The organism is Chitinophaga sp. (assembly GCF_035761305.1).
GTDB lineage: Bacteria > Bacteroidota > Bacteroidia > Chitinophagales > Chitinophagaceae > Chitinophaga.
Genome location: NZ_DASTRI010000024.1, coordinates 1 through 25,241, shown reverse-complemented (window position 1 = coordinate 25,241; position 25,241 = coordinate 1). Strand labels below are relative to the sequence as shown.

Annotated in this window: 16 protein-coding genes; 13 read left to right on the top strand and 3 right to left on the bottom strand. The window is 49.9% G+C overall.

The window, feature by feature from the left end:
• Nucleotides 1–2: 2 nt before the first annotated feature.
• The 6 genes from VFS25_RS02700 to VFS25_RS02675 all read left to right on the top strand — a co-directional run bounded on the left by VFS25_RS02700 (nucleotide 3) and on the right by VFS25_RS02675 (nucleotide 10,346).
• On the top strand, nucleotides 3–785 hold the full coding sequence (locus VFS25_RS02700; RefSeq protein WP_326460572.1) for a response regulator: 783 nt from the start codon (nucleotides 3–5) through the stop codon (nucleotides 783–785).
• Between the two features lie 193 nt (nucleotides 786–978).
• Nucleotides 979–1,566, top strand: a complete 588-nt coding sequence (locus VFS25_RS02695; RefSeq protein WP_326460571.1) for an RNA polymerase sigma factor — start codon at nucleotides 979–981, stop codon at nucleotides 1,564–1,566.
• A 74-nt stretch (nucleotides 1,567–1,640) separates the two neighbouring features.
• A complete protein-coding gene (locus VFS25_RS02690; RefSeq protein WP_326460570.1) occupies nucleotides 1,641–2,858 on the top strand; it encodes a FecR family protein in 1,218 nt (405 codons plus the stop codon).
• Nucleotides 2,859–3,028: 170 nt separating this feature from the next.
• Nucleotides 3,029–6,553: a TonB-dependent receptor gene (locus VFS25_RS02685; RefSeq protein ID WP_326460569.1), complete on the top strand. Its 3,525-nt coding sequence runs from the start codon at nucleotides 3,029–3,031 to the stop codon at nucleotides 6,551–6,553.
• 11 nt (nucleotides 6,554–6,564) lie between these two features.
• Nucleotides 6,565–8,301, top strand: coding sequence for a RagB/SusD family nutrient uptake outer membrane protein (locus VFS25_RS02680; protein ID WP_326460568.1), 1,737 nt, complete (start codon nucleotides 6,565–6,567; stop codon nucleotides 8,299–8,301).
• Between the two features lie 5 nt (nucleotides 8,302–8,306).
• Nucleotides 8,307–10,346 (top strand): phosphodiester glycosidase family protein, encoded by a 2,040-nt coding sequence (locus VFS25_RS02675; protein ID WP_326460567.1) that lies wholly within the window; start codon nucleotides 8,307–8,309, stop codon nucleotides 10,344–10,346.
• A gap of 75 nt (nucleotides 10,347–10,421) precedes the next feature.
• On the opposite strand, the gene VFS25_RS02670 is transcribed toward VFS25_RS02675, so the two are convergent.
• The 3 genes from VFS25_RS02670 to VFS25_RS02660 all read right to left on the bottom strand — a co-directional run bounded on the left by VFS25_RS02670 (nucleotide 10,422) and on the right by VFS25_RS02660 (nucleotide 16,026).
• A complete protein-coding gene (locus VFS25_RS02670) occupies nucleotides 10,422–10,874 on the bottom strand; it encodes a DinB family protein (RefSeq protein ID WP_326460566.1) in 453 nt (150 codons plus the stop codon).
• Nucleotides 10,875–10,998: 124 nt separating this feature from the next.
• Nucleotides 10,999–12,891, bottom strand: a complete 1,893-nt coding sequence (locus tag VFS25_RS02665; protein ID WP_326460565.1) for a SusD/RagB family nutrient-binding outer membrane lipoprotein — start codon at nucleotides 12,889–12,891, stop codon at nucleotides 10,999–11,001.
• Between the two features lie 21 nt (nucleotides 12,892–12,912).
• Nucleotides 12,913–16,026, bottom strand: coding sequence for a SusC/RagA family TonB-linked outer membrane protein (locus VFS25_RS02660; protein WP_326460564.1), 3,114 nt, complete (start codon nucleotides 16,024–16,026; stop codon nucleotides 12,913–12,915).
• 730 nt (nucleotides 16,027–16,756) lie between these two features.
• On the opposite strand from VFS25_RS02660, the gene VFS25_RS02655 reads away from it, so the two are divergent.
• The 7 genes from VFS25_RS02655 to VFS25_RS02625 all read left to right on the top strand — a co-directional run.
• Nucleotides 16,757–17,779 (top strand): LacI family DNA-binding transcriptional regulator, encoded by a 1,023-nt coding sequence (locus VFS25_RS02655; protein WP_326460563.1) that lies wholly within the window; start codon nucleotides 16,757–16,759, stop codon nucleotides 17,777–17,779.
• 53 nt (nucleotides 17,780–17,832) lie between these two features.
• Nucleotides 17,833–18,990, top strand: a complete 1,158-nt coding sequence (locus tag VFS25_RS02650; protein ID WP_326460562.1) for an iron-containing alcohol dehydrogenase — start codon at nucleotides 17,833–17,835, stop codon at nucleotides 18,988–18,990.
• A complete protein-coding gene (locus tag VFS25_RS02645) occupies nucleotides 18,987–19,919 on the top strand; it encodes a dihydrodipicolinate synthase family protein (RefSeq protein ID WP_326460561.1) in 933 nt (310 codons plus the stop codon). Before VFS25_RS02650 ends, VFS25_RS02645 begins: the two co-directional genes overlap by 4 nt.
• The gene (gene pdxA / locus VFS25_RS02640; RefSeq protein WP_326460560.1) at nucleotides 19,916–20,956 is read left to right on the top strand and encodes a 4-hydroxythreonine-4-phosphate dehydrogenase PdxA; all 1,041 of its coding nucleotides are present in this window, start codon (nucleotides 19,916–19,918) and stop codon (nucleotides 20,954–20,956) included. The genes VFS25_RS02645 and pdxA overlap by 4 nt, the downstream gene beginning before the upstream one ends.
• Nucleotides 20,953–22,110 (top strand): four-carbon acid sugar kinase family protein, encoded by a 1,158-nt coding sequence (locus VFS25_RS02635; RefSeq protein ID WP_326460559.1) that lies wholly within the window; start codon nucleotides 20,953–20,955, stop codon nucleotides 22,108–22,110. The genes pdxA and VFS25_RS02635 overlap by 4 nt, the downstream gene beginning before the upstream one ends.
• Nucleotides 22,107–23,684 carry a sodium:solute symporter gene (locus VFS25_RS02630; protein WP_326460558.1) on the top strand — a complete coding sequence of 526 codons (1,578 nt, stop codon included), beginning with the start codon at nucleotides 22,107–22,109 and terminating at the stop codon, nucleotides 23,682–23,684. The genes VFS25_RS02635 and VFS25_RS02630 overlap by 4 nt, the downstream gene beginning before the upstream one ends.
• Nucleotides 23,685–23,716: 32 nt before the next feature.
• Nucleotides 23,717–25,241, top strand: a 1,525-nt coding sequence (locus VFS25_RS02625; protein ID WP_326460557.1) for a SusC/RagA family TonB-linked outer membrane protein, incomplete at its 3' end; no start/stop codon positions are given.

The window sequence follows — 25,241 nt, the reverse complement described above, 5'->3', positions numbered from 1 at the left end:
TTATGCGTCCAACACTCCTGATAGTAGACGACAATAAAGAAATCCTTGAATTTGTACAGGAAATTCTGGGAGCGGAATACCATATTATACAAACAACGGGTGCGCAGCAGGCGCTGGAAGTGCTGGCCACCACTTCGGTACAGCTGGTGATCAGCGATGTAATGATGCCGGTAATGGACGGTTTTGAATTTTGTAAGATTATTAAATCCAATCTTGAATACTGCCATATCCCGGTGATCCTGCTTACTGCAAAGAATACGCTGATGTCGCGGATAGAAGGGCTGGAGCTGGGTGCGGATGCGTATATTGACAAGCCTTTTTCTCCACGGCATCTGAAAGTGCAGGTGGCCAACCTGATCACGAACCGGAATATGATCAGGGAATACTTTGCGCATTCGCCGCTGGTGCACATGAAAACAATGGCCGGCAGCAAGGCAGACGAGCTTTTCCTGGAACAGCTGAATGACATCATCATGCAAAATCTCGACAACCTGCAGCTGGACGGCGAATTTCTTGCGGATAAGCTGAATATGAGCCGGTCCACATTATACCGGAAAATAAAAGTGATCTCCAATCTCACCATTCATGAGCTGATTAACCTGGCCAGGCTAAAAAAGGCCGCGGAGCTGCTGGCAGAGGGCAAATACCGGGTGTTTGAGGTGTCTAACATTACAGGATTCAGCTCGCCTAACCACTTCAACCGCACTTTCTTCAGGCAATTCAGCATGTCGCCCACCAGCTTTATGAAAAAGAACGGCCCGGGCGGGGATAGCGTAAGCAGCTGATAAGCAATTTTTACTTTTTTGCGGGAAAGTAAGCCGGCGCTATACCAAAAAATATATATTTCATATCTTAGTTCACCGGCTGTAAATAAATTTGCCAGGAATTATTAATATAAACTTCATCCTGAATTAATCCACGTGTTAAATGAATCGACTTATTTTGTCAGCCTAATTTTGTAAAAGGGGGTTCCACATAATGACTACTAAAAGCATTGCTTTAACGCATGAGGACTTGGCCCGGTTTGAAGCGGGGGACCAACGGACTTTTAGTAAAATTTTTGATCTGTACTATGAGTTGGTTTTTCAGAAGGTGTTCAGGTTTTGCCAGTGTAAGGAAGAAGCGGAGGAAATAACCCAGGAAGCCTTTATTCAACTCTTCATTCACCGGGATAAAATAAAAGATTGTGAGGGCTTTTTCCCGTACCTGTATATAACAGCCAAGCGGCTGGCCATTTCTTTTTACCGGAAAAAAATAGTCCGCCAGGAGTACCAGGCCCAGTTGAAAAAGAACTGGCAGGAGCAGGATCAGCCTATTGACGCTGCTTTGGACGGCAAGTACCTGAAGGGCATCCTGAGCGAAGTGCTGGAAGAATTGCCTCCGCAGCAGCAAATGGTGTACCGCATGAATAAGCTCGAAGGGTACTCTTACCAGGATATTGCTGAAAAAGCAGGCCTTTCTAAAAATACCGTCAGGAACCACCTCAGCCTGGCTTCTAAAGTGATCCGCCTGAAGCTGGAGAAAATACTTTTCTCGGTTATTCTCATCTGCAGCATCTTCTTTTAAGCAGCGTTCAAAAAAATTTTTTCCCTGATTGGTACTTCCACCGGTTTCATGCGTGTATAGGCTAAAGGCACGCCATGGACAAGGAAGAACTAAAATACCTGTTTGAACGGTACCAGCAGCACCAATGCACACCAGCCGAATGGGAAAGGCTGCGTTCCTTTCTGGAAAGCGACGATGCCGCCCATTTACTGGGAGATGTATGGGATGACCTCCAGCACGGGGAGCATGATCCGCATCCCGTAACTACCGCCGACCGTGAAAGGATTTACCGCAACATACTGGAAGACCACCGTTTATCACCAGGCAGGGAAAAACCAACGAAAATAGTGGCCTGGTACCGCAACAACACTGCATGGATGCGGATTGCAGCTGCCGTTCTGCTTGTTCTGGGTATTGGCTGGGCCGCCGTGAAACAGCAATGGCTGTTGCCCCGGCACGCAGCGCCGGCGCATCTTTCCGCACAGGCCGTGCTGCCCGGAGGGGAACGGGCCAGGATCATATTTGATGACGGAACCGCCATTGATCTCGAAAAGATGAAAGGCGATACGGTTATACACCGGGGGGCAATTCAGATTGTTAAAGGAAAAGACGGGTCCATTCACTACCGCCCTGCCGCAACAGCCGGCGGGGATAGCAAACCCGTATACAATACTATTGTTACGCCAAGGGGAGGAGAATACCAGGTAGAACTGCCGGATGGCTCCCATGTTTGGCTGAATGCGCAAACCTCTTTGCGGTACCCCGTAAGTTTTCATGAAAAGGTAAGGCAGGTAGAGCTGGATGGAGAGGCATATTTTGATGTGGCTAAATACAGCCTAAACGGGCAGCACCTGCCTTTTATCGTAATAACGCATAACCAGCAGCTGGAGGTACTGGGAACCATTTTTAACATCAATAGCTTTAATAACAGCATTACCACAACTTTAGTGGAAGGCAAGGTAAAAGTGCAGGCGCTCAGCGGAAGCAGCGAGGCCAAAGTGCTCCGGCCCAATGAGCAATCTGTTTACCAGGAGCAGCATAACACCTTTACCATTATCCCGGTTGACCCGCTGTATGCTACTGCCTGGAGAAATGGCAATTTTTCATTTAACAGGGCTTCCATCAGGGAAGTAATGGGCAGCATTGCCCGCTGGTATGATGTGGATGTGGAATACAAAGGCCGGTTCACCAACAGCGTTTTTTCAGGTACCATCTCCAAATTTGAACAGATTGATAAGCTGCTTGCAACAATAGCTTTAACCGGTGACATTCACTTTAAACGGGAGGGAAGGAGGATCCTGGTTATGGAATAAAAGTATTGCAATAAATAAAAAAAGTCCAGGAGCGTTGGCGCGCCCCTGAACAATATTCGATTGACCATCATGTGCTATTAATTAACAATCAATCAATACAAATGTACAAAAAAAAGCAGCGAGAGCGCGGCCCGGGTAAAGGCTGCGCTCCGAATAAAATTCCAATTTCTATGAAATTGTCTTTAGCTATTCCCCTGTTGCTGGCAGGGACTTTACAGGTACAGGCGTTTGCATTCGGGCAAACGGTTACCTTAAAGAAAAGCAATATCAGCCTGGCACAATTTCTAAGGGAAGTACAAAAGCAAAGCGGCTACAACATCTTCTACAATGAGTCGCTGTTACCCGGCGAGCATGATCTGAATGTAGCATACAAAAACGCGGCCTTTGAATCGGCTTTAAAAGAAGTATTGGCCCGCTACCAGCTGGACTATAAAATTGTTGACAAAAACATCATATTAAGCAAGCGGAAAAAAACAGCCGGTGGCGAACCGGCATCAGTAGTTGTGCAGCAAAAGCCTATCACCGGCAGGGTACTGGACCAACAGGGCAATCCACTGGAAGGCGTGATCATTACTGTGATGAGTGAAGGAAAGCAAACAATGACCAAGGAAAACGGTGAATTTAGCCTGGAGGTGGATGCAGGTGCAACCAGCCTGCGGTTTTCTATGGTGGGATATACTGCCAAAGAAGTTAAAATAGGTAATGAAACCAGCTTCATTGTGCAGCTGGAGCCTTCTGTCAGCAAAATTAACGAGATCGTGGTAGTAGGCTACGGTACGCAAAAGAAGGAAAGCCTTACCGGCGCCACTACGGTGGTTGACGAGAAATTACTGCAAAGCCGGCCAGCAGCCAACCTGTCATCGCTGTTGCAGGGCACTGTACCTAACCTGCAGGTTAAGTTTACCACGGGCCGGCCGGGTGCCACGGGCAGCTTTAACATACGCGGCGTTAACTCTATATCAAACAAAGCGGCGCCCCTGGTGATCATTGACGGCTTTGAGGGCGATATTAACCGCATCAATCCTGCCGATGTAGCGTCGATAACGGTGCTCAAAGATGCTTCCGCAGCTGCTGTTTACGGTGCCCGTGCTTCGTACGGCGTGATATTGGTGACCACCAAAAACGGCAGCAAAAACCGCGCTTCCATTTCGTATTCCGGTCAAACGTCATGGAGCGCACCCACTACATCTACCGACTTTGAAACCCGCGGCTATTATTCCGCAGCAATTAATGATCTGTTCTTTAAGAACTATGCAGGAACACCCTACACAAGATATACTGAGGATGATTATTACCAATTGTGGATCAGAAGGAATGATAAAACGGAAAACGCGGAAAGGCCGTGGGTAGTAGTGCAGAACAGGGATGGCAGGGACAGCTACGTGTATTACGGGAATACGGACTGGTATAATTACCTGTTTAACCTGCGCCGGCCTATGCAAAGCCATAACATTAACATTAACGGAAGTTCCGATAAGATCAATTACAGCCTTTCCGGCAGCTATTTTGACCAGGATGGAATTTTCCGCAAGAACACGGATAACGTAAAGCAATATAACCTGCGCTCAAAAGTTAATTTTAAAGTGAAGCCGTGGTTAGATGTGAATACGAATATTTCCTATTTCAACTCCGGCTATGCTTACCCGGGAATATCCGGCGTGGAAAACACTTTCAGCTCATCACTGATCCACGGCCTTGCCAGCATTGTGCCGGTAAATCCCGATGGCACGTATGTTTATCAAACTACTGTCAGCAACTACAATGTAATGGACGGTTATGCGGCTATGCTTAGCCAGGGGCTGCACAGCAACGAAGATAAAATAGGCGAGTTTTCCCCTACTATTGAGGCCGTGCTTAAACCCGTGAAAGGTTTGGAGATCCGTTCGAGCTACCGGTTCACGCACTATAACTACCAAACGATGAACCGCTCGGTAAATATTCCCTATTCAAAATACCCGGGCGAAGTGCTGACCCTTACATCGGGTATCGGCAATAACAGGTTATACGAGATCCAGACAAACCATGAGTACCAGGCGGTGAATACCTATGCTACCTACAGCAGAACAATCAACCAGGATCACGACTTTAAACTGATGGCCGGGTATAATTATGAAACGAAGTACCTGAAGGATATTAAAGTTGGAAGGAACGGTTTATTAAGTACTGAGCTGAACGACTTTGAGCTGGCCACAGGCGATGTGCTGGAAATTAACGGCGGACAAAATGACTATGCACTGTTCGGCACTTTCTACAGGTTCAACTATGCCTATAAAGATAAATACCTGTTTGAAGCAGCCGGAAGGTATGACGGCACCTCCAGGTTCGCCAAAGGCAGGCGCTTTGGCTTTTTCCCGTCTTTTTCAGCAGGCTGGCGGCTGGATAAAGAGCGCTTCTTCGAGCAATGGGATCAGCATACCCTGAATGGCGTAAAGATAAGAGCTTCCTATGGCACGCTCGGCAACCAGCAGGTAGGTTATTATGATTACCTGCAAACCATTAACGCTGGCGGAACGCTGAAATATTCATTCGGGAACGGAGCTGTGGCGCCCTATGCCACGGAAAGCGCGCCCAACTCGTCATCGCTGACCTGGGAAACAGTAAAAACAACGAATTTAGGACTGGACCTGGAACTGTTTGAATCAAAGCTGGCCATTACAGGCGATGTTTACCGGCGTGCAACGCTCAACATGTTAACGCCGGGTAGAACACTGCCGGCTTACTATGGCGCCACAACCCCAAAGGAAAACGCTTCGGACCTGCTAACCAAAGGATGGGAGCTGAGCATAAACTGGAAGCATCGTTTTGAGCTGGCAGGCAAAAGCTTTAACTATTATGTTGGTATTGGGGTGGGAGATAATATATCTAAGATCACCCGCTTCGATAACCCCAATAAAAACCTGGCTAACTTCTACGAAGGCCAAACGCTGGGAGAAATATGGGGCTACCAGGTGAATGGCTATTTTAAGACCGATGAGGAAGCCGCAAGTTATAACGTGGACCAGCGCCCGGTGAATACCATCATCAATACTTCTGCTATAGACCAGGGCCTGCATGCAGGCGACCTGAAATTTGAGGACCTGAATGGTGACAAGGTTATTTCCATGGGCGACAACACAAGGAGCAATCCCGGCGACCGTAGCGTAATCGGCAATTCGCTGCCCCGTTACAACTTCAGCTTCAGCACAGGCGGCAACTGGAACAACATCGACCTGTCTGTTTTTATACAGGGTGTTGGTAAGCAGGACTGGTACCCCGGAACAGAGGCCATTAACTTTTGGGGGCCTTATGCGCGGCCCTACGCCACTTTTATTCCGAAAGACTTCCTGGGCAAGGTATGGAGTGAGGATAATCCCAATGCCTATTTCCCGCGGCCGCGTGGTTACATTGCGTTGAATGCCACCAACCGCTCCCTGGGGGTAGCTAATACCAGGTACCTGCAAAACCTGATGTATGCGCGCCTGAAAAATGTAACCCTGGGTTATTCGCTGCCGGCGGCCATTGCTTCCAAAGCAGGCCTGTCGCGCCTTCGTGTATACTTCAGCGGGGAAAACCTGCTCACATTCACCACGCTGAAAAGTAAGTATATCGACCCCGAGCAGGCTTCTACAGAAAACAGCTACAATGTTTCAACCAGCACTGCCAAAGTTTATCCCTGGGCAAAAACATTTACGTTCGGTTTAGACATCAGTCTTTAATAATGAATACAATGAAAAATAAGATATACGCAATAACGTTGTGGCTTGGAGGATGTTTATTCCTGCTTGTTTCATGCGACCTGGATAAAAAGCCGCTGGCCGCCCTGTCGCCCGGCACCTATTTCTCCAATGAAGAGGAACTAAGATTATACAGCAATAAATTTTACGTGGACGTTTTACCCGACGGGCCGGATATTTATAGCGAGAATGCGGATGCAATCATCATTACACCGTTGAATGCGGCAGTTTCCGGGCAACGGATAGTGCCGTCTACAGGAGAAGGATGGTCCTGGGAGGCCCTCCGGAGAATTAACTATTTACTGGCTAACTCCCACCATACCGCCGACCTTAGCATACGCAACCGGTATGATGCGCTGGCGAGGTTTTTCAGGGCTTATTTTTATTTTGAAAAGCTGAAACGCTATGGCGAGGTACCCTGGTTCAATACCGTGCTGGGATCGAACGATGAACAGCTTTACAAGCCCAGGGATTCAAGGGACCTGGTGGCCGACTCCATCCTGCAGGACCTGGACTTTGCCGTTGCATATTTGCCCGATACAAAAGACGTTTACCGGGTAAGCAAATGGACGGCGCTGGCCCTGAAGTCGAGGGTAGGCTTGTTTGAAGGCACCTTCCGGAAATACCATGGCCTGCAAAACGCGGAGAAGTACTTAACAAGTTGCGCGGAGGCTTCAGAAAAGCTGATTGATGAAGGTGGATATGCTTTGTACAGAACAGGCGCAACGCCGTACCGTGATCTTTTTGCCAATACAAAAGCCATAGGCCAGGAGGTTATACTTGCCAGGGATTACGACGATGCGCTGGGCTTGTTCCATAATGTGCAGAACTATGAAAATGCAAGCACCTTGGGCCGTCCGGGTCTTTCTAAAAGTTTTGTGAACACCTATCTCACTGCATCAGGCGGCAGGTTCACTGATTTGCCGGATTACGATAAAAAGGAGTTTGTGGAAGAAACACAGAACCGTGATCCCCGCCTGGCACAAACCATCCGTACGCCTGGCTATACCCGCATTAACAGCACGGCAACGGTAGCGCCTAACCTCTCCTTCGCCATAACAGGCTACCATTTAATCAAGTATGCCATGGAGCAGAGCTACGATGCCAATGGAAAGAGCATTTCCGACATCCCGCTTTTCCGGATCGCGGAAACCTATCTGAATTTTGCCGAAGCCAAAGCTGAATTGGGCACATTAACCCAGGCCGACCTGGATAAGTCACTGAACTTATTACGCGCCCGGGTAAGCATGCCCAAGCTGGATATGGCCACTGCCAATGCAACTCCCGACCCTTACCTGGGCAGCGCGGAAACGGGCTATCCCAATGTGTCCGGCGCTAATAAAGGCGTTATCCTGGAGATCAGGAGGGAACGCGGTGTTGAGCTGGTAATGGAAGGGCACCGCTATTATGATGTGATGCGGTGGAAAGCAGGAAAGCGTTTTGAGCAGCCCTTCCTGGGCATGTACTTCAGGGGATTGGGCAACTATGACCTGGATAATAATGGTACCATTGATCTTTGCTTGTACCAGGGTAGTAAACCGGGTTCCACCGCCAGTCTTTTTCTTGAGGTAGGAAAAGATATTGTGCTGTCGGAAGGAACCAAAGGGAATGTGGTGGCCCATGGCAATATTAAAAGAACCTTCCGTGAAGACAGGGATTACCTGTACCCGATCCCTTCAGAAGAAATTAATTTGTCGAACGGCATTTTAAAACAAAATCCTAATTGGTAATCGTCATGAACAAGTATAAAATGTTTAACTACTTACTATTATTTATACTGTTATCGGGCGCAAGCTGCAGTAAAACAATCCGGGATAACTCGAAATATGATAACCTGCTTCCTGCCGTGCAGGAACCGCGGCCCCCGTTAACGCCTGAAACTTTAAAAGACAGGAACGGCTGGGTGATTGATACCCTGGACAAAGGGCTGATCCACTACCAGTTTGCAAAATATATCCAAACGCAGTCGGCTAACCAGTTTGTAAATGTTACGGAGGTAGATTTAACCAACCCGGATTACGAGCTGCAGTTTGTTTCACTGTCTGCGCTCGACACATTGTCATCAGTAGCTGCAAACTACGATGCGGTGATTGGTATTAACGGCACCTACGAAATGGAATCGAGCTTCATTAAAACCAATGGCAATGTTATTTCACCCGTTACCCTGGAACCAGGGAATTTACGGTTTTGGAAACATGAAGGGGCTATTTTTTATAATGCCGGACCGGATGCGAAAATTGAATATGGCACCAAGGAAAGTTACCTGCAGTCGCCTTACCTGAACCTGTTTTCAGGAGCGCCGATGCTGATAGACAACTATAAAACAGTGGGTGAAGATTTTGTGGGCGATGTTACGGGCATTAACCTCAACAGCCTGGAATACGAAGACTACCGGCGCCACCAGGGGTTACGCAATCCCAGGACCGTGGTAGCTTTAACGGAAGATAAAAAATTACTGCTGGTGACCATCGACGGGCGCTTCCCGGAATCGGCCGGCATGACCGCCAAAGAGGTGACCCAGTTTATGGCTACCTATTTTTACCCGCAAAGTGCACTGAATTTAGACGGGGGCGGCTCCACAACCATGTTTATAAAAGGTAAGGGCACAAATGGTATTGTCAACTATCCTTCTGATAATGGAATACATGACCATTACGGCCAGCGCATGCTACGCACGTTCATTTTAGTGAAGAAAAAAAGCAGCGGGCAGCAATTTGCGGGCGGCGATGGTACGCAAAACAATCCATACCTGATAGCTACTCCACAGCATCTGCAAAATATGCGGACGCTCAACTGGAGCCAGACAGAAACCAATCCTTATTATTTTAAGCTGACTACCGACATTGATATGACCGGCCAAAGCTGGGCGCCGCTTAATAACGTGGACCCGTACACCAGGTACTTACACTTTGATGGCGACGGGCATATTATCAAAAATCTGAAGATCGCAAAATCATCCTATGGAAGTTTCTTTGGCGTATTATTCGGCTCCTGCAAAAACCTGGGCCTGGTGAATGTGGACGTGGAATCATCCAATGGCGCGGGCGCCTTTGCAGGTTACCTGGGATTACGCGGGCCTGATAAGCCGGTGAAGACCGGTGTGCTGGAAAACTGCTTCTCAACCGGTAAAGTAGTGGGTACAGATGCAGCAGGCGGCCTGGTTGGCAATATCGGAAAGCCCAATGGCGGCAGCACCAGCAATATTGCCAACTGCTTTTCTGCAGCCACTGTAACAGCCACCAATACAGGATCCAGCAACGCCCGGGCGGGCGGGATTGCCGGCATTGTTTATGATGGCGGCAAAATAGAAAATTGCTTTGCCAGTGGTAAGATCATATCAAACACTACTTCCGGGAAGGGCGCCGGCGGCGTTGTTGGCTGGTCAGACAGTAAATTTAAAGGCCTGGTAGCGTTCAATGAATCGGTGAGCAATGTGGGCGCAGGAACTGCCGGGCGTATTTCGTCGGCAATGGGACTGGTGAACGGCGTTATTGCACAGGGTGAGAACTGCTGGGCTTCGGAAAACGTGGTGGTGCTCAAAAACGGAACGCCGGTGCCTGCCAGCAGCTATGTGACCGGTGAGGTAACCGTAAAGGAAACAGCCTACGATGGTGAAACCAAATCAGCGGAATTTTTAAAGGATATAGATAATTACAGTTTTATCCTGCAATGGAAATTAGGTCCTAACAATCCCTGGGCCGCTACCACTAATAAAAAAGGTATGCCCATTTTACAATGGCTCTTCCTGAGGGGCGATTACGATACGTATTATTAGCAGCTGGCTTTAAACGATCGTGTAAGAACCCGGTATTTAGTTTTTTCTAAATACCGGGTTTATAGTTAATGGCATTCATGCCTTATTCCACTTATAAAAAATATAATCCGTCAAAACCGGTTCAATGCCGCACTGCCTGAACAGGGTGGCTATTTGCCCCCGGTGATAGGTAGAGTGATTAATGACCTGGAATAAAATATCGCGAACGCTGTTATTAAAAGCCTGCCCCCTGGTGGTTGTGTATTGAATGTTTTGGTTTAGCTCAAATGTATCAAGTATAAGCATAGAGGCTTCAAAGTTATTTTTATCAATAGCCGAAAGATCCCGGAGGGGATGTATATCCCAGGGGCTGTAAGGCTGCCGCCCGGGCTGGAATTTGCAGTTCCACACCTGGTGCGAATTAAGGATATGGCTTTGAAGCGCTACATACTTTTCAGAAACGCTTTCCGCGTTTTCCGTAGCAATCGCAATTAGTTTTTGATTAAAATGATGGTTGTATTCGAAAAGTTCTTTAAAGAATGCTTTCATGGATCTTTTATTGTTGGGTTAAATGATGTTGTTGTATAGCTGCTAATATAGCAGTTTACGGGCTGCAATAAAAAAAGACCGGCCATTACAGCCGGTCTTTTTAATTATGCTATACCAGGTTAGGTTAGTGCTTGGCCCACCAGAGGGGAGTGAGTATGGCATCCTGGCCATTCAACAGCGATACGGCCTGCTCATAACCAGCGGCATTGCTGCTTCCCAGGCTGCTGGGATATTTAATGCGCTGGGGGAAGAACTGGATATTGCTGGTCATGTAATTAGATGTTGTAAGCGCCGGTAAGGTTTGCATCGGCACTTCAACAGCCGGGTTCTCGTAGAACGGCAAGCCCAGTCTGCGCTGGTCGCTCCAGGATTCCAGCGGCAGCCAGGGTACCTGTGCAATGAACTTCTGCGTAATGATCTTGGTTAAATGATCGTTGCGCACGCTACCGTTTTTATACAAAGTATTTACCGGGTAGGCAATAGCTACGGTGCCTGCAGTGCCGGTATAACCGTCCTTATAATTCATGGTGTGGGTGGCAGGCGGTTCTGTGGTGTGGTTCCATGCTACAGAGGTACCGGCATTGTTATAAGCGGTTGAAGCCAGGTAAGCGCCCAGGTACTGGCTAACGCCCCAGTATTCAAAGCTGCTTTCAATACCTGCTTCATATGCTGCCTGGGCTGTCATGGGCGTGGTCCAGCCTCTTTCAGCGCCTTCTGCCAGCAGGAAATAGGTTTCCCACGGTGCAAAGAAAATACGCTGTGCGGTGCTGTTGCGGAAACGCAGCGCCAGGCGCGGGTTGGTGCCTTCATAATTATACAGCTTGTTCTTGGCGCCTTTGGTGCCCCAGTCACCGACAGCAGATGCGTTCCAGGTAAAGGCGGCATTCACGTTACCAAAATCATCCAGGCTGCGCACCGTGGTTTTTGCATCCGAAGTATAAGAGGGATAGGCGCAAAAATCCGGGTTGTTGAACTGGCCGGGAATGATGAAGGTTTTATATGCACGCGGATCAATGGTGTTCTGCAACCCATCAAACCAGTAACCGGCCATAGGATCGTTTGTTTTTTGGGTAAAGTGGTTCAGGAAACGCAGGCCGGCCCAGTTGGCGGGCTTAATGTGCGATTGCAATGAGTCGGGCAGCTGGTCGGCTGAAGCAATACCACCTAAGTTAATGTACAGGTTATTCAGCGTAGCGGAAATAAGCTGGGCATTCCACTCGCGGCTCATTACACCGGTCAGGTCATCCCATCCTGGTTTTTCCTGTACTTTAAAGGTTTGGTCTGTTGCTGTGAGCAGCAGGCCGGAATTAGCCGCGTCTTCAAATTCAGTCTTGGCTTTTTCAGCATCAACTTCAGACAAGCGCATGGCCAGGCGCATACGCAGGGAATTGCCGTAACGTTTCCATTTGTTGTAGTTAAAACCATAGGCCGGGTCATAGTTGCTCAAACCATCGGCATTAGCTACGTTTTCATCAATGTTGGCAACGGCTTCTTTCAGCTCCTGCAGTATATAGTAGTATACATCCTTTACGCTTGCAAACTCGGGGTTTACGCCCTGGAAGGCTTTGATGGGAACAGGGCCGAAGTTGTCGGACATTTCGCTCAGCAGGTAGGCGCGCCAGATGCGGCTTACTTCCAGCAGGTTTTTGGTATAAGGCTTTTCAGCGCTGGTGCCGATTCGTTTGGTTGCCAGCTCTATGGCCAGGTTTACGCCATTCAACCAGCCGGACACGGAGTTGTAATAGGCGGTGGTCCAGCCATCGTCATAGTCGCCCTCGGAAAGCCCGTCTTCACGGTGCTGATGGCCGCCGGTTTTCCAGTACAATACAAAGGAACGCTCGGCCACATCGGGATTCATTTGCGCGCCAATGAGAGAGCCGTTCAGCGCATATTCCACCTCTACCTGCTCTTCGCTGGCAGATTTCGGGTCGGTGCCCAATTCATCAAACTTTGAGCAGGACTGTATAAGCAGGCTGGCTGCAAACACTACACAGGTGCTCTTTATAATATTCTTCATAAAAATTCCTTTTTTCAGCAATTAGAAACTAACAGATAAATTAAACAGGAAAGTGCGTGCGGTAGGTACGCTGCCATTTTCAAAGCCAGTGGCGTTGGTGCTGGTGGCGTAAACTGATTCCGGATCAAGCCCTTTCATGTGGCTGGATATTAACCATACGTTGTTGCAGGAGAAACCGATGCTGGCGCGTTGTATGGGCGTGCGTACAAACAGCTTTGCAGGCAGGGCCCAGCTCAGCTGCACGTTACGCAGGCGTACGTTGGATGCATCGTACAGGTTAGCTTCTACAATACCAACGTTGCCAATGCCCAGGCCACTTACCCAGTAGTCCTGTGGAGATACTGCCTTGGTATTGGGCGTATAGGTTTTGGTATCTGCGTCGTAAACAACGCCATCAACCAGTATGTCGGCGCGTTTGCCGTTCACTACGGTTTCTTCGGCAGTACCGGCTATTTGCATACTGCTTAAGGTACCGGAGTACATTTTACCGCCAAAGCGGGCATCTACCTGGAAGCCCAGTGTAAAGCTTTTCCAGTAGAAGGTGTTTATTACGCCCAGTAAGCCGCTGGCTTGCTGTGTACCTAAGCTTACCTTATCAGTTGCCAGGGGCAGGCCGTTGCCGTTTACAATAATTTTACCATAGTAAGGGCTGGTAGCGTCTGTAACGCGCTGGTAGGATGACCCATAAATTTCGCCGTATTTATGCCCTGTTTCTGCATATACCTGTACATCATCATAACCGCCCAGGGGGTACAGTGTAACATCATCTGTAAGCTCCTTTATGGTATTGTCGTTGGCAGAATAGTTCACCGTCACATCCCAGGAAACGCTTTGGGGCTTATCCAGCACGCGCGCATTCAGCATTACTTCCACGCCTTTGTTCTGGATATTGCCGGCGTTTATCTTCCTGTAGGAATAGCCGCTCAGCGGGTCCATAGGCAGGTTAATCAGCTGGTTAGTGGCGTTGGTTTTATATAATGCAACGTCCACACCTACACGGTTATTGAACAGGCGGGCTTCGGCGCCTACTTCAAAAGATTTGATCAGCTCATTGCGCACGTTCGGATCAAATAAAGTATTCTTTCTTTTTACCACGGTATTGCCGTTCGGGTCTTTGCTTACTTCATAGGTGTTATACAGCTGGTAAGCATCCATATCGTTACCTACCTGCGCATAAGAACCGCGTATTTTACCGTAGGTGATCCAGGAAGGTACCTGGCCGCCCATGCGCTGTATCATTTCTGTAAGCACCAGTGATGTGCTGATGGAAGGGTAGAAGAAAGAGCGGTTATCCGGGCCGAGCGCAGATGACCAGTCGTTACGGAAAGTTGCGTCTACAAACCAGTAAGCATCCCAGTTAAATCCTAAAGTACCGTACACGGAGTTGATCCTTTTTTCGGCAACTTTTTCCGTTACGGAAGGATTGGATTTGCCGTTGTTCAACGCAAAGAAGTCGGGGATCTGCAGCTCGCCAACGCTGGCGTTCAGCTTATTTCTTTTCTGCTTCATCAGGTTGCCGCCTATAGAGGCCTGGCCGCCTAATTTGCCAAACAGGTTGTCTTTATGTGCAGAGATCATGGCGCTGTAATTGATCTCGCTGAAAGTTTCCTTACCCTGGCTGTAGCTGCCGTTAGCCGGACTGGGGCTGCCTGCATAGCGTTTAGCCTCCGTGTTGGTGGTGTAAATATCCGCACCGCCTCTTATTTCAGCGCTCAGCCAGTCGGTCATTTCATATTTTACCAGGCCGCTCATCAGGAAACGGTCGCGTACATCCTGGTTCAGGTCATACAACGATGACCAGTAGGGATTTACCTTGCTGCTGGTGCCGTACCAAAGCATTTTGCCGTTATCTCTTTTAGCCGCGCTGAAGTCGCGGATGTTCAGGCTCACCGGCAGGCGGTACATGGTGCCGAACGGGTTGCTGTCGTTCATACCATTCTGCGGGCGGTTCTGTGCGTCGGAGTTAATGTACTGCACTTTGGTATCAGTCGTCCAGCGGTTGCTTTTACCAAAATGGGAAACGGCACGGGCAGTGAGGGTGGTGCGGTTCAGCTTTGTACCCGGGATAATGCCTTTATCGGTCATACGGGTTACAGAGGAATAGATGGATGTTGCATCACTTACCTGCTGCTGAAAAGATATGCTGTTTTTTACATTAAGGCCCTTGTTAAAATAGCCGTCTACGTTATCATAGGCGCGAAGTGGTGTTTCATCGCCTTTCCAGTCTGTAACGGTTTGGCCGGTAATTTCCGGACCCCAGCTGGTTTCTTTGTCATTGCCAAATACACCCCGGGTACCCTGTCCGAAAGACTGCTGGAACTTAGGCCGGGAAAAAATTTCAGAAAAGCCGATCTGGGAAGAGTAGGTAATGCCCAGGCCTTTTTGTTTTTTACCGCTTTTGGTGGTGATGAGTATTACACCGTTACCGGCGCGCGTGCCGTACAAAGCCGCTGCAGTAGCACCTTTCAGTACGCTCATGCTTTCAATGTCATCCGGGTTAATGTCGGATAAGCCGTTACCCATATCCCTGCCGGGGTTCCAATAGTCGTTGTTGTCAGAACCAATAAAGTTATCCAGCGGCACACCATCTACTACGATCAGGGGCTGGTTAAGGCCGGTAAGTGAGTTGTTGCCGCGCAGGGTAATTTTGGTAGAGCCGGCAGGGCCATTGCTGGAGCGCAGCACCTGCAGGCCGGCCACCTTACCGGTTAAGGCGTTAGTGACGTTTGTTTCGCGTGCATTGGTGAGCGCATCGCCGCTTACTTCCTGCAGGGCATAACCCAGGGATTTCTTTTCGCGTTTAATGCCCAATGCTGTTACCACTACTTCGCCCAGGTTTTTGTTGTCCGGCGACAGGCGGATGTGCAGCGTGCTTTGGTCGCCTACGGCTATTTCCTGGGAAAGAAAGCCGATGCCTGAAAATACCAATGTTGCGCCAGGGGCTACCTGCAGGGTGAAGTTGCCGGAGCCGTCGCTCACAGCGCCATTGGAGGTGCCCTTCTCAATAATGGTTATACCAGGGAGTGAATTGTTGTCGGCATCCTTTACGTTACCAGATACCGTTCGCTTCTCCTGTGCAAATGCCGTTACGAACAGGCATAGGGATAGCGATAAAAAGATTAGTAACCTTTTCATAGTGCTGTGTTTGATGAATTGTGATTATTAAATGGACCCTTAAAGTCAGTTAAAGCAGCTTTTCATTGTTTTTTCAGTTTTAGCAAGTAGCGTGGTTGAATACACGAATGGCAGCACCTTTCCGTTGATGCCGGATATTCAATCGCTGGTTGATAGCTTGTCCCGTTGTTTGTTGCTCTTCTTTAATTGTTGTTATTCCTGGAGTATTCGACGTGCAAACATCCAGGTCACTGTTTTGTTACTCTTCTTTTGGTTGCTGTTGCTGGTTATTTTATTTTTTCACACGCTACGGCAGTTTAGATAATTGATATAACATTTTATAAGCGATGACGGTCGATAAGAAACTGCCCTAAATATATATACCATAAAACGATTTAGCAAATAATATCAGTTTAAGAGAAGAAAAAATCATAGCGGGCAGCTGGCCGGCCATCAATTACAGCCAGATTTTAGTACCGTGCAAATGCTTACTGTTGCTGTGTTTCATGGTGTGTGACCGTTTGTTAAACTAATCAAGCATGCGCCGCTCATAATAATCAAAAAAGATATTATATAAACAGGGCTGCGGTGCGTGAGGCAAGTGTAAAAAGGAATGTTATTTGCCAACAACCAGAACATGTAAGCCCGCCATGCAAATACTTTTACCCGGCTATAGAAAATTCAAAAATAATTGTAGCTTTGGTTTATTGTGAAAACGTTTACATAATTCCACGGGAAAAATTGAACCGCCTTGAAATCTGCTAAAACCGTCACCAGTTTAAAAACCGTTGCCAGCATGGCCGGTGTTTCAATTGCCACTGTATCAAGGGTGTTGAACGGCGATCCCGTGGTAAAGGACGAAACGCGGCTGGCAGTACAAAAAGCCATTAAAGCCTCGGGCTACCATCCCAACCGGGTAGCGCAGCGCCTGCGCTCCACCAACCGCTCCAAGCAGCTGATTGGCCTGGTGATCCCGGATATTCAGAACCCGTTTTATGTAGATGTGATCCGCGGTATAGAGGAATATGCGTATGCAAACGGGTCGGCGGTGGTGATCGGTAACTTTTCACAGGATCCCAAGCGGGAAAAGCTGTATATAGATATTCTGCGTTCAGAGTCGGTAGACGGGTTTATTGTGGCGCCTTCCCACGGGCGCGATCATGACGTGGAGGCGCTGATCAACGACGGGCATGCCGTAGTGTGTATTGACCGTGGCCTGAGTAACCTGAGCGTAGATGTAGTGAAGTCGGATAACGAAAAAGGCGCCTTTAACGCAGTAGAGCACCTGATAAAACTAGGCCACCGGCGCATTGCGCATATTTCCGGCGATCCCGCCATTCAAACCACCCAGGAGCGTATTGCCGGTTATAAGGCGGCACATAAAAAACACGGAATACCGGTTGATCCGAAGATCATACGCGGCCGCGAGTCCAATTTCATCAGCGGGGTGGCAATCAGCAAAGAGCTGCTGGCGCTGCCGCAACGGCCTACCGCCATTTTTACGGCCAACAACCTGCTTACGCTGGGCGCATTGGAAACCATTCTGCAGCAGGGGTTAAAAATACCGGAGGAAATTGCGGTTGTGGGCTTTGATGATGTGTACTGGGCCACCTCCCTTAACCCGCCGTTAACAGCCGTACGGCAGCATGGTTTTGAAATAGGCCAGCGGGCCATAGAGCTGCTGTACCAGCGCATACAGCACCCTGAGCGCCTGCCCGCCAATGTAATTGTAAAAACAGAGCTGATGGTGCGTAAATCCTGCGGCTTTAAATAAGGTTATTTTTGATTGAAAAATGTAAACGTTTTCATAAAATAAGTATTTAGAACATGCAAAGTGTAACAATTATAAATCCCGGTAAGCTGGTGTTTGGTGAAAACAGCTTTGAACAGTTTATTGCAGACTACACTGCCCTGGGATTACGGCGTTTGTATGTAGTGTCTATACCGCCCGTGGCTGCGCAAATAGCAAATGGGTTGGATAAGCTGCGCCAACAGGGTGTTAGTATTCATATTGATAACAGCATAGCCGGGGAGCCTTCGTTCAGCGATTTTGAAAAGCTGCTGGCAGCTGCCCGCGATTTCGGGGCCGACAGTGTAGCAGGCATTGGCGGCGGCAGCGTGCTGGATGTGGCCAAGCTCATAGCTGTACAAATTAAAAACACACAAACCACCGCTGAGGTAATTGGCATCCGCAACCTGAAGGAACGCGCCACCTACCTGGCCTGCATACCTACTACTTCCGGCACCGGCAGTGAAGTATCGCCCAATGCATTGTTTATAGATGACAGCGGCGCCAAGGTAGGGGTGATAAGTCCTTTCCTGGTGCCGGATGCCGCTTATATTGATCCTGCTTTAACCCTGAGCGTACCCGCCTCCATTACCGCCTCCACCGGTATTGATGCCTTAACGCATTGCCTGGAGGCTTACACCAATAATTTTGCGCACCCTGTTACCGACCTTATTGCGCTGGAGGGCGTACGCCTGATTGCCCGTTACCTGCAGCGCGCCTGTGATAACGGCCGGGATATGGAAGCGCGGGCGCAGGTAGCCCTGGGTAGCATGTACGGCGGTATGTGCCTGGGTCCTGTAAATACAGCAGCCGTGCATGCGTTATCGTACCCGTTAGGCGTAACCTACCATGTGCCGCATGGCCTGTCCATTGCGTTGCTGCTGCCGTATGTAATGGAATTTAACCTGCCTGCTGCGCCGCAGCGCCATGCACAGATAGGCCTTGCCGTAGGAGCAGCGCCCGGGCAACCCGATATTGATACCGCCCTGCAGGGCATTGAGCTGATAAAACAGCTGATCCGCAGCTGCGGTTTGCCCGCATCGCTGGATGAGCTGAACATTCCATTTGACAGCATTGATAAAATGGCGGAAGATGCGCTGAAAATACAGCGCCTGCTGAAGAATAACGTGCGCTCGGTTACCCACCAGGACGCCGTAAACATTTACCGCGCCGCCTTTAATAAAGTAGAAGCATGAAACCGGAAAAAAAATACAGCGGGGTAGTGGTGCCCATGATAACGCCTTTTACCGCGCAGCATACCATTGATGAACAGGCTGCGCAACGGCTGGTGAACCATATAATCAGCGGGCAGGCGCACCCTTTTATTTTAGGCACTACCGGCGAAGCAGCTTCCATTCCGCGCAGTGAAAGAACAAAGCTGGTAACCGCCACTGTTAAAGCCGGCAAAGGCAAGGCATTAGTGTATGCCGGTATTTCCGGCAACAGCCTGCAGGATGCGGTTGAAGAGGGGAAAGCCTATCACGGCCTGGGGGCCGATGTGGTGGTAAGCACCATGCCCGGCTACTACCCGGTAACGCCGGAACAAATGCTGCGCTACTTTACCACGCTGGCCGACCGGCTGCCCTGCCCCCTGGTGCTGTATAATATACCGGCCACCACCCATTTATCGATACCACTGGACATCGTGGACCAGCTGAGCGCCCATCCCAACATTGCAGGCTTTAAAGATTCTGAAAAGGGAGTAGAGCGCATTGTTGCTGCTACGGCATTGTGGAAAGACCGGCAGGACTTTTCCTACCTGCTGGGCTGGGCCCTGCAGTCGCGCTTTGCGCTGGAGCACGGGGCAGATGGTATTGTGCCCAGCAGCGGCAACGTGGCGCCGGCCGTATACCGCATGATATATGACAGCGTTCGTACAGGCGATACCGGTATGGCCGGCCTGGCGCAGCAAAAGGCCGATCATATTTCTGAAATGTACCAGAAAGACAGGATATTAAGCCAGTCGCTGGCTGCCTTTAAGGCCATGCTGGCCGCTTATGGCCTGTGCGGGCCGGATGTGCTGCCGCCCTTATACCGCCTGCCGGAAGCAGCCGAGCAACAGCTGCAGCAACAAACGCTTTCCACGTTCGGCGATTTGAATAACATTAACAGGATTAATAAATGACTGATCAAAAACCACTGATAGGTATTACCATGGGCGACCCGGCCAGCATAGGGCCGGAGATTGCCGTGAAAGCGCTGCTGAATGAGCACATACACGCCATTTGCCGGCCATTGCTGGTAGGCGATGCCGGCGTGTTCCGACATATTATTGAACGTTTGGGCCTGCCTGCTACGGTAAACGCCATCCGGCAGGCAGCGGATGCCAGGTTCCTGCGGGGGCAGCCAGATGTAGTTGACCTGCAGAACGTGGATATAGCGGCGCTGCAGTTCGGACAAATATCCGCCATGGCCGGCAATGCGGCATTTGCAGCGGTAAAGAAAGTAATTGATATGGCCATGGCCGGGGAAATAGACGCCACGGTTACCGGGCCTATAAATAAAAAGTCAATTAACGAAGCGGGGCATCACTTTGCCGGGCACACGGAAATATACGCGCACTTCACCGGCACAAAAAAATACGCTATGCTGCTGGTAGAGGAGCACCTGAAAGTGATTCACGTATCAACCCACGTATCACTGCGCCAGGCCTGCGACCTGGTAAAGAAAGAGCGCATACTGGAAGTAATAGAACTGCTGCGCAACGGCCTGGTGCAGCTGAATGAGAAGAACCTGAAAATAGGCGTGGCCGGTTTGAACCCGCATGCCGGCGACGCCGGTTTGTTTGGTACAGAGGATGACATGGAAATATTGCCTGCGGTGGAAACCGCCCGCAGCCTGGGTTATGAGGTAGATGGTCCTGTGCCGCCCGATACCCTGTTTGCCAAAGCCGCTACCGGGTACTACGGCGGTATTGTAGCCATGTACCACGACCAGGGGCATATTCCTTTTAAACTATCGGGCTTTAAATGGAATGCAGAAAAGCAGCAGATGGATAGCGTGAAAGGCGTGAACATTACCATGGGCCTGCCCATTATCCGCACTTCTGTAGATCATGGTACTGCGTTTGAGATCGCCGGCAAAGGCATTGCCAGCGCAGATGCTATGTTATTGGCAATAGAGTCGGCCGTACAGTTATCTAAAAACAGGCGGCGCTCATGATAGTAGTAATTGCAGACGACCTTACAGGCGCAGCAGAAATAGGCGGGCTGGCATTGAAGTACGGCTTAACAGCGGAGATCACCACTACGGTCAGCAATATTGCATCCGCCAAAGCGGACCTGCTGATCATTGATACCGATACGCGATCCCTTTCCAGGGCAGCCGCGGAGAAAGTGACCGCGGATGTTTGTGCGGCGCTGCAGGCATTACAGCCTGTCCTGCTGTTCAAAAAAATTGACTCTGTGCTGCGCGGCCATGTGCTGGCGGAGATACAGGTACAGCAAAACCTGCTGCAGCTGCCCAGGGCATTGATTGTGCCGGCTAATCCCGGCCTGGGCCGCACGGTGCGGAACGGCACCTATTTCCTGCATGGGCAGCCGCTGCACCAGAGCAGCTTTGCCCGTGACCCGGAATTTCCCGTGCTTACTTCACAGGTGCAGGAGCTGCTGCAGGATAAAGAGGGCGCTATACAGGTGCTGCCGCATTATGCGCCCTTACCGGGCGCCGGCATTGTAGTAGGAGAGGTGCAGGACAGCACCCACCTGCAGGCATGGAGTAAAAAAGCAGATGCCCAAACCCTGGTAGCCGGTGCTGCGGAGTTTTTCGCCGCCTTGCTGGAAACCCGGAACATACAGCCGGTAACCACGGAAAAAAACAGCGCTGCATTACGCACGCCTACATTAATGGTTTGTGGCAGCGCCTTTCATAAAAGCCGGGCATTTGTAAAAAAGATGGAGGAAGACGGTTTTCCCGTGAGCTACATGCCGGCGGCGTTGTGCACTGCGGCGGCAAATGAGGAGCTGTTTGGCCGGTGGATGGAAGATACGCTGCTGCGGCTGAACCGCGATAGTAAGGTAAGCATTGCCGTGCACCCGGATATGGAGGAGAACAGCCTGCAGGCATTACACATCCGCAATAAAATGGCGGAAGCCGCCGCATTTATTGCCGAACATACCGCGTTACAGGAAATACTGATAGAAGGGGGCTCCACGGCGGCTGCCGTGATCCGTAAGCTGGGCATTGATAAACTATATCCAACTGCTGCGCTGGCGCCGGGCGTAACCCGCATGCGCGTGCAGGGAGAAAAGGAATTACATCTCACGTTAAAACCCGGCAGCTATGCATGGCCGCCGTTGTACCTGTTTCCTTTATGAATACATCATTGCATATTATTGACCACGTTATTATTATCCTGTTGCTGGCCACTACCATTTCCTTTGGTTTTGTGTTTGCCAAAAAACAGAAAACCAGCCAGAACTATTTTTTAGCCAAAGGCAAAATTCCAGCCTGGGCGCTGGGCATGTCGCTGCTGGCTACCCTTATCAGCAGCGTTACCTTCCTGGCCTATCCCGGCACGGGTTATTCCTCCAACTGGATATTGCTGGTGCAGGGCCTTATGGTGCCGGTGGTGCTGGTGTGCGTGATATGGTTTATTGTGCCACTGTACCGCAGGGTAATACGGTTAAGCACCTACGAATATTTTGAAAAAAGGTTTGGTCCCTTTGCCCGCTACTACAGCTCCCTGGCTTTTGTGCTGCGGCAGTTTTCCGGTATGGGCACCGTGTTCTTTTTACTGGCGTTGGCCCTGCACAGCATTATGGGCGGCAATACGGTGGTGATAATACTGATCATTGGCCTGATTATTATAACGGTGAACCTGCTGGGCGGTATTGAAGCGGTAATATGGCTGGATGTGTTCCAGGGTTTTATGCTGTTTGCCACCGGCATTATCTGTATCAGCGTGCTGCTGTTTTCCGTAAAAGGCGGCCTGCCCGAAGTGTGGAGGGTGGCCAGCGCCAACCACCGCACCGGCTTTGGCCCGTATAATCCCAGCCTTTCGCAGCTTACATTCTGGGTAATGGCCATCAACGGCGCTTTTTATGCGGTGCAGAAATATGGTACAGACCAAACCGTGGTGCAGCGCTATTTAACTGCGCGTACGGACAAGGCAGCCATCAGGGCCTCCTTAATGGGCATATTGCTTACCGTGCCGGTGTGGACGCTTTTCATGTTCATAGGCACCGCGCTGTTTGTATTTTACACGCAGCATCCTTTACCGGCAGGTACACAGCCCGATGGTGTGTTCCCGTACTTCATCATGACCCGCCTGCCGGCCGGCGTGGTAGGCATTATCATTGCCGCCATGATCTCGGCAGCTATCTGCAGCCTGAGCGCCGACCTTAATTCCCTGGCAGCCGTAGGCGTAGAGGATTATTATAAGAAGATACGCCCCGGCCGCTCTGATAAGGAATACCTGCGGGCAGGCAAGGTGCTGGTAGTGCTATCCGGCCTGCTGTCTATCCTTATTGCCATGTTTTATATCAGCGCCGGCGATGAGGGCGTGCTGGGCATCATCTTTACCCTGTATGCAATTTTTTCCGGCGGCATCGTAGGCATTTTTCTCCTGGGCCTTTTAAGCGCGCGCGCCAATAACCAGGGCATTACCATTGCCATTATTGTATGCATATTATTTACGGCCTATGCTTTTTTAACCTCCACGGCCATTGGCTTAGGAGCGCATAAAACCCTGCTGCTGGATCTCGGCAAATACAATTTTACCCATCACAAATTAATGCTGGGCGTATACAGCCACCTGATTGTAATAGGGGTGGGATATGTGGCCAGCCTGTTTTTTCCCAAACCGGATATTGATAAGGGCCTGCTGTACAGCGGATGGAGAGAGATACGCCGCGCTGAAAAAGAACCGGAAAGCATAGCAATTGACTAATGCCAACTTAACCATGCTAAATACCTTTCGTTATGAGAACTAAATCCACATTATTATTCCAGGTTATACTGCTGCTATTATATTGCAGCAGCCCTGTACTGGCGCAGCAGCGAACCATTACCGGGAAAATTACCGACCAGGTAACCAAACAGCCGCTGCCCGGCGCCACGGTAAACATTAAAGGCACTGCCCAGGGAACCGCCGCCAATGCAGACGGCGTGTTTTCCATTAAAGTGCCCGATGCCAATGCGGTGCTGGTGTTCAGCTATATAGGCTATGGCACCCAGGAAATTACGGCCGGTAACCGCACCGCCCTTGATGTTGCGCTAAGCAACAGCGTATCAAATGTAAATGAGGTAGTGGTGATAGGCTACGGCCAGGTAAAAAAGCGCGACCTCACCGGCTCAGTGGTATCTATTAAAGGCGATGAAACGGTGAAAGTGCCTGCCTCTAACGCCGTAGAGGCCCTGCAGGGAAAAATTCCCGGTGCAGATATTTACAGGGATAACGGCTATGCCGGCGGGCAGTCCAACATACGCATACGCGGTACGCGCTCCATTGCCAACCCATCCAGTTCCAACAATGTGCTGTATATAGTTGATGGGGTGCAGGGCGTGAACATGAGCGATATAGATCCCAACGACATACAATCGGTAGATGTGCTGAAGGATGCATCCTCCACCAGCATTTACGGTTCACGTGGCGCCAACGGCGTTATCATCATCACCACCAAAAGAGGCAGCACCGGTAAACCCAAGCTTACATTCAGCACCTATAGCGGCGTTTCTGAAGTGGCCAAATACGGGCGTATGAAAACCGGGCCGGAATACATTGCCTTTAAAAGAGAGGCCTATCGCGCAGCCGGTACCTGGAACAGCCCCGACGATGATCCGCTGATCTTTAACCCGCTGGAGCTGGCGGCCATTCAAAACCACCAGTACATTGACTACGCAGACCTGCTGCTGCATCATGGCGCACAGCAGAACTACGCGGTAGGCGTGTCCGGCGGCACGGAAAAAACAAAGGTGTATTTCTCCGCCGGCTATTACCATGAAAAAGGCATCCTGAAAATGGATGACTACAAACGTTATACCGCGCGTTTTAATGTAGATCAAACTATTAACAGCTGGCTGAAAGCAGGTATCAGCTCGCAGTATGCATACATTGATAATGACAGCCGCCGCGACCCGTTCAACGCTGCTTTCAAAGCTATTCCGCTGGGCCAGCCTTTTGATGCTGCCGGTAATATTAATTTGTACCCTGCCGGCGGTTCAGACATTAATCCCCTGGTAGATGAGCAGCCGGGCGCGTGGGCCGCCAATACCAAAACCAACCGCTTTTCCGGCGCTGTGTATGTAGACATTACGCCGCTGAAAGGGCTGGATATTAAATCCACCTTCTCCACCACGCAGTCCGGCGCTGTAGCGGGGCAGTTTTACGGCAAAAATTCCATTAACGGTAAAGGCGCCAACTCACAGGCGTCTATTACCAATACACAAAGCAGCTTTATCAGCTGGGAAAACCTGCTCACCTACCAGAAAGATGTGAAAAAGCATT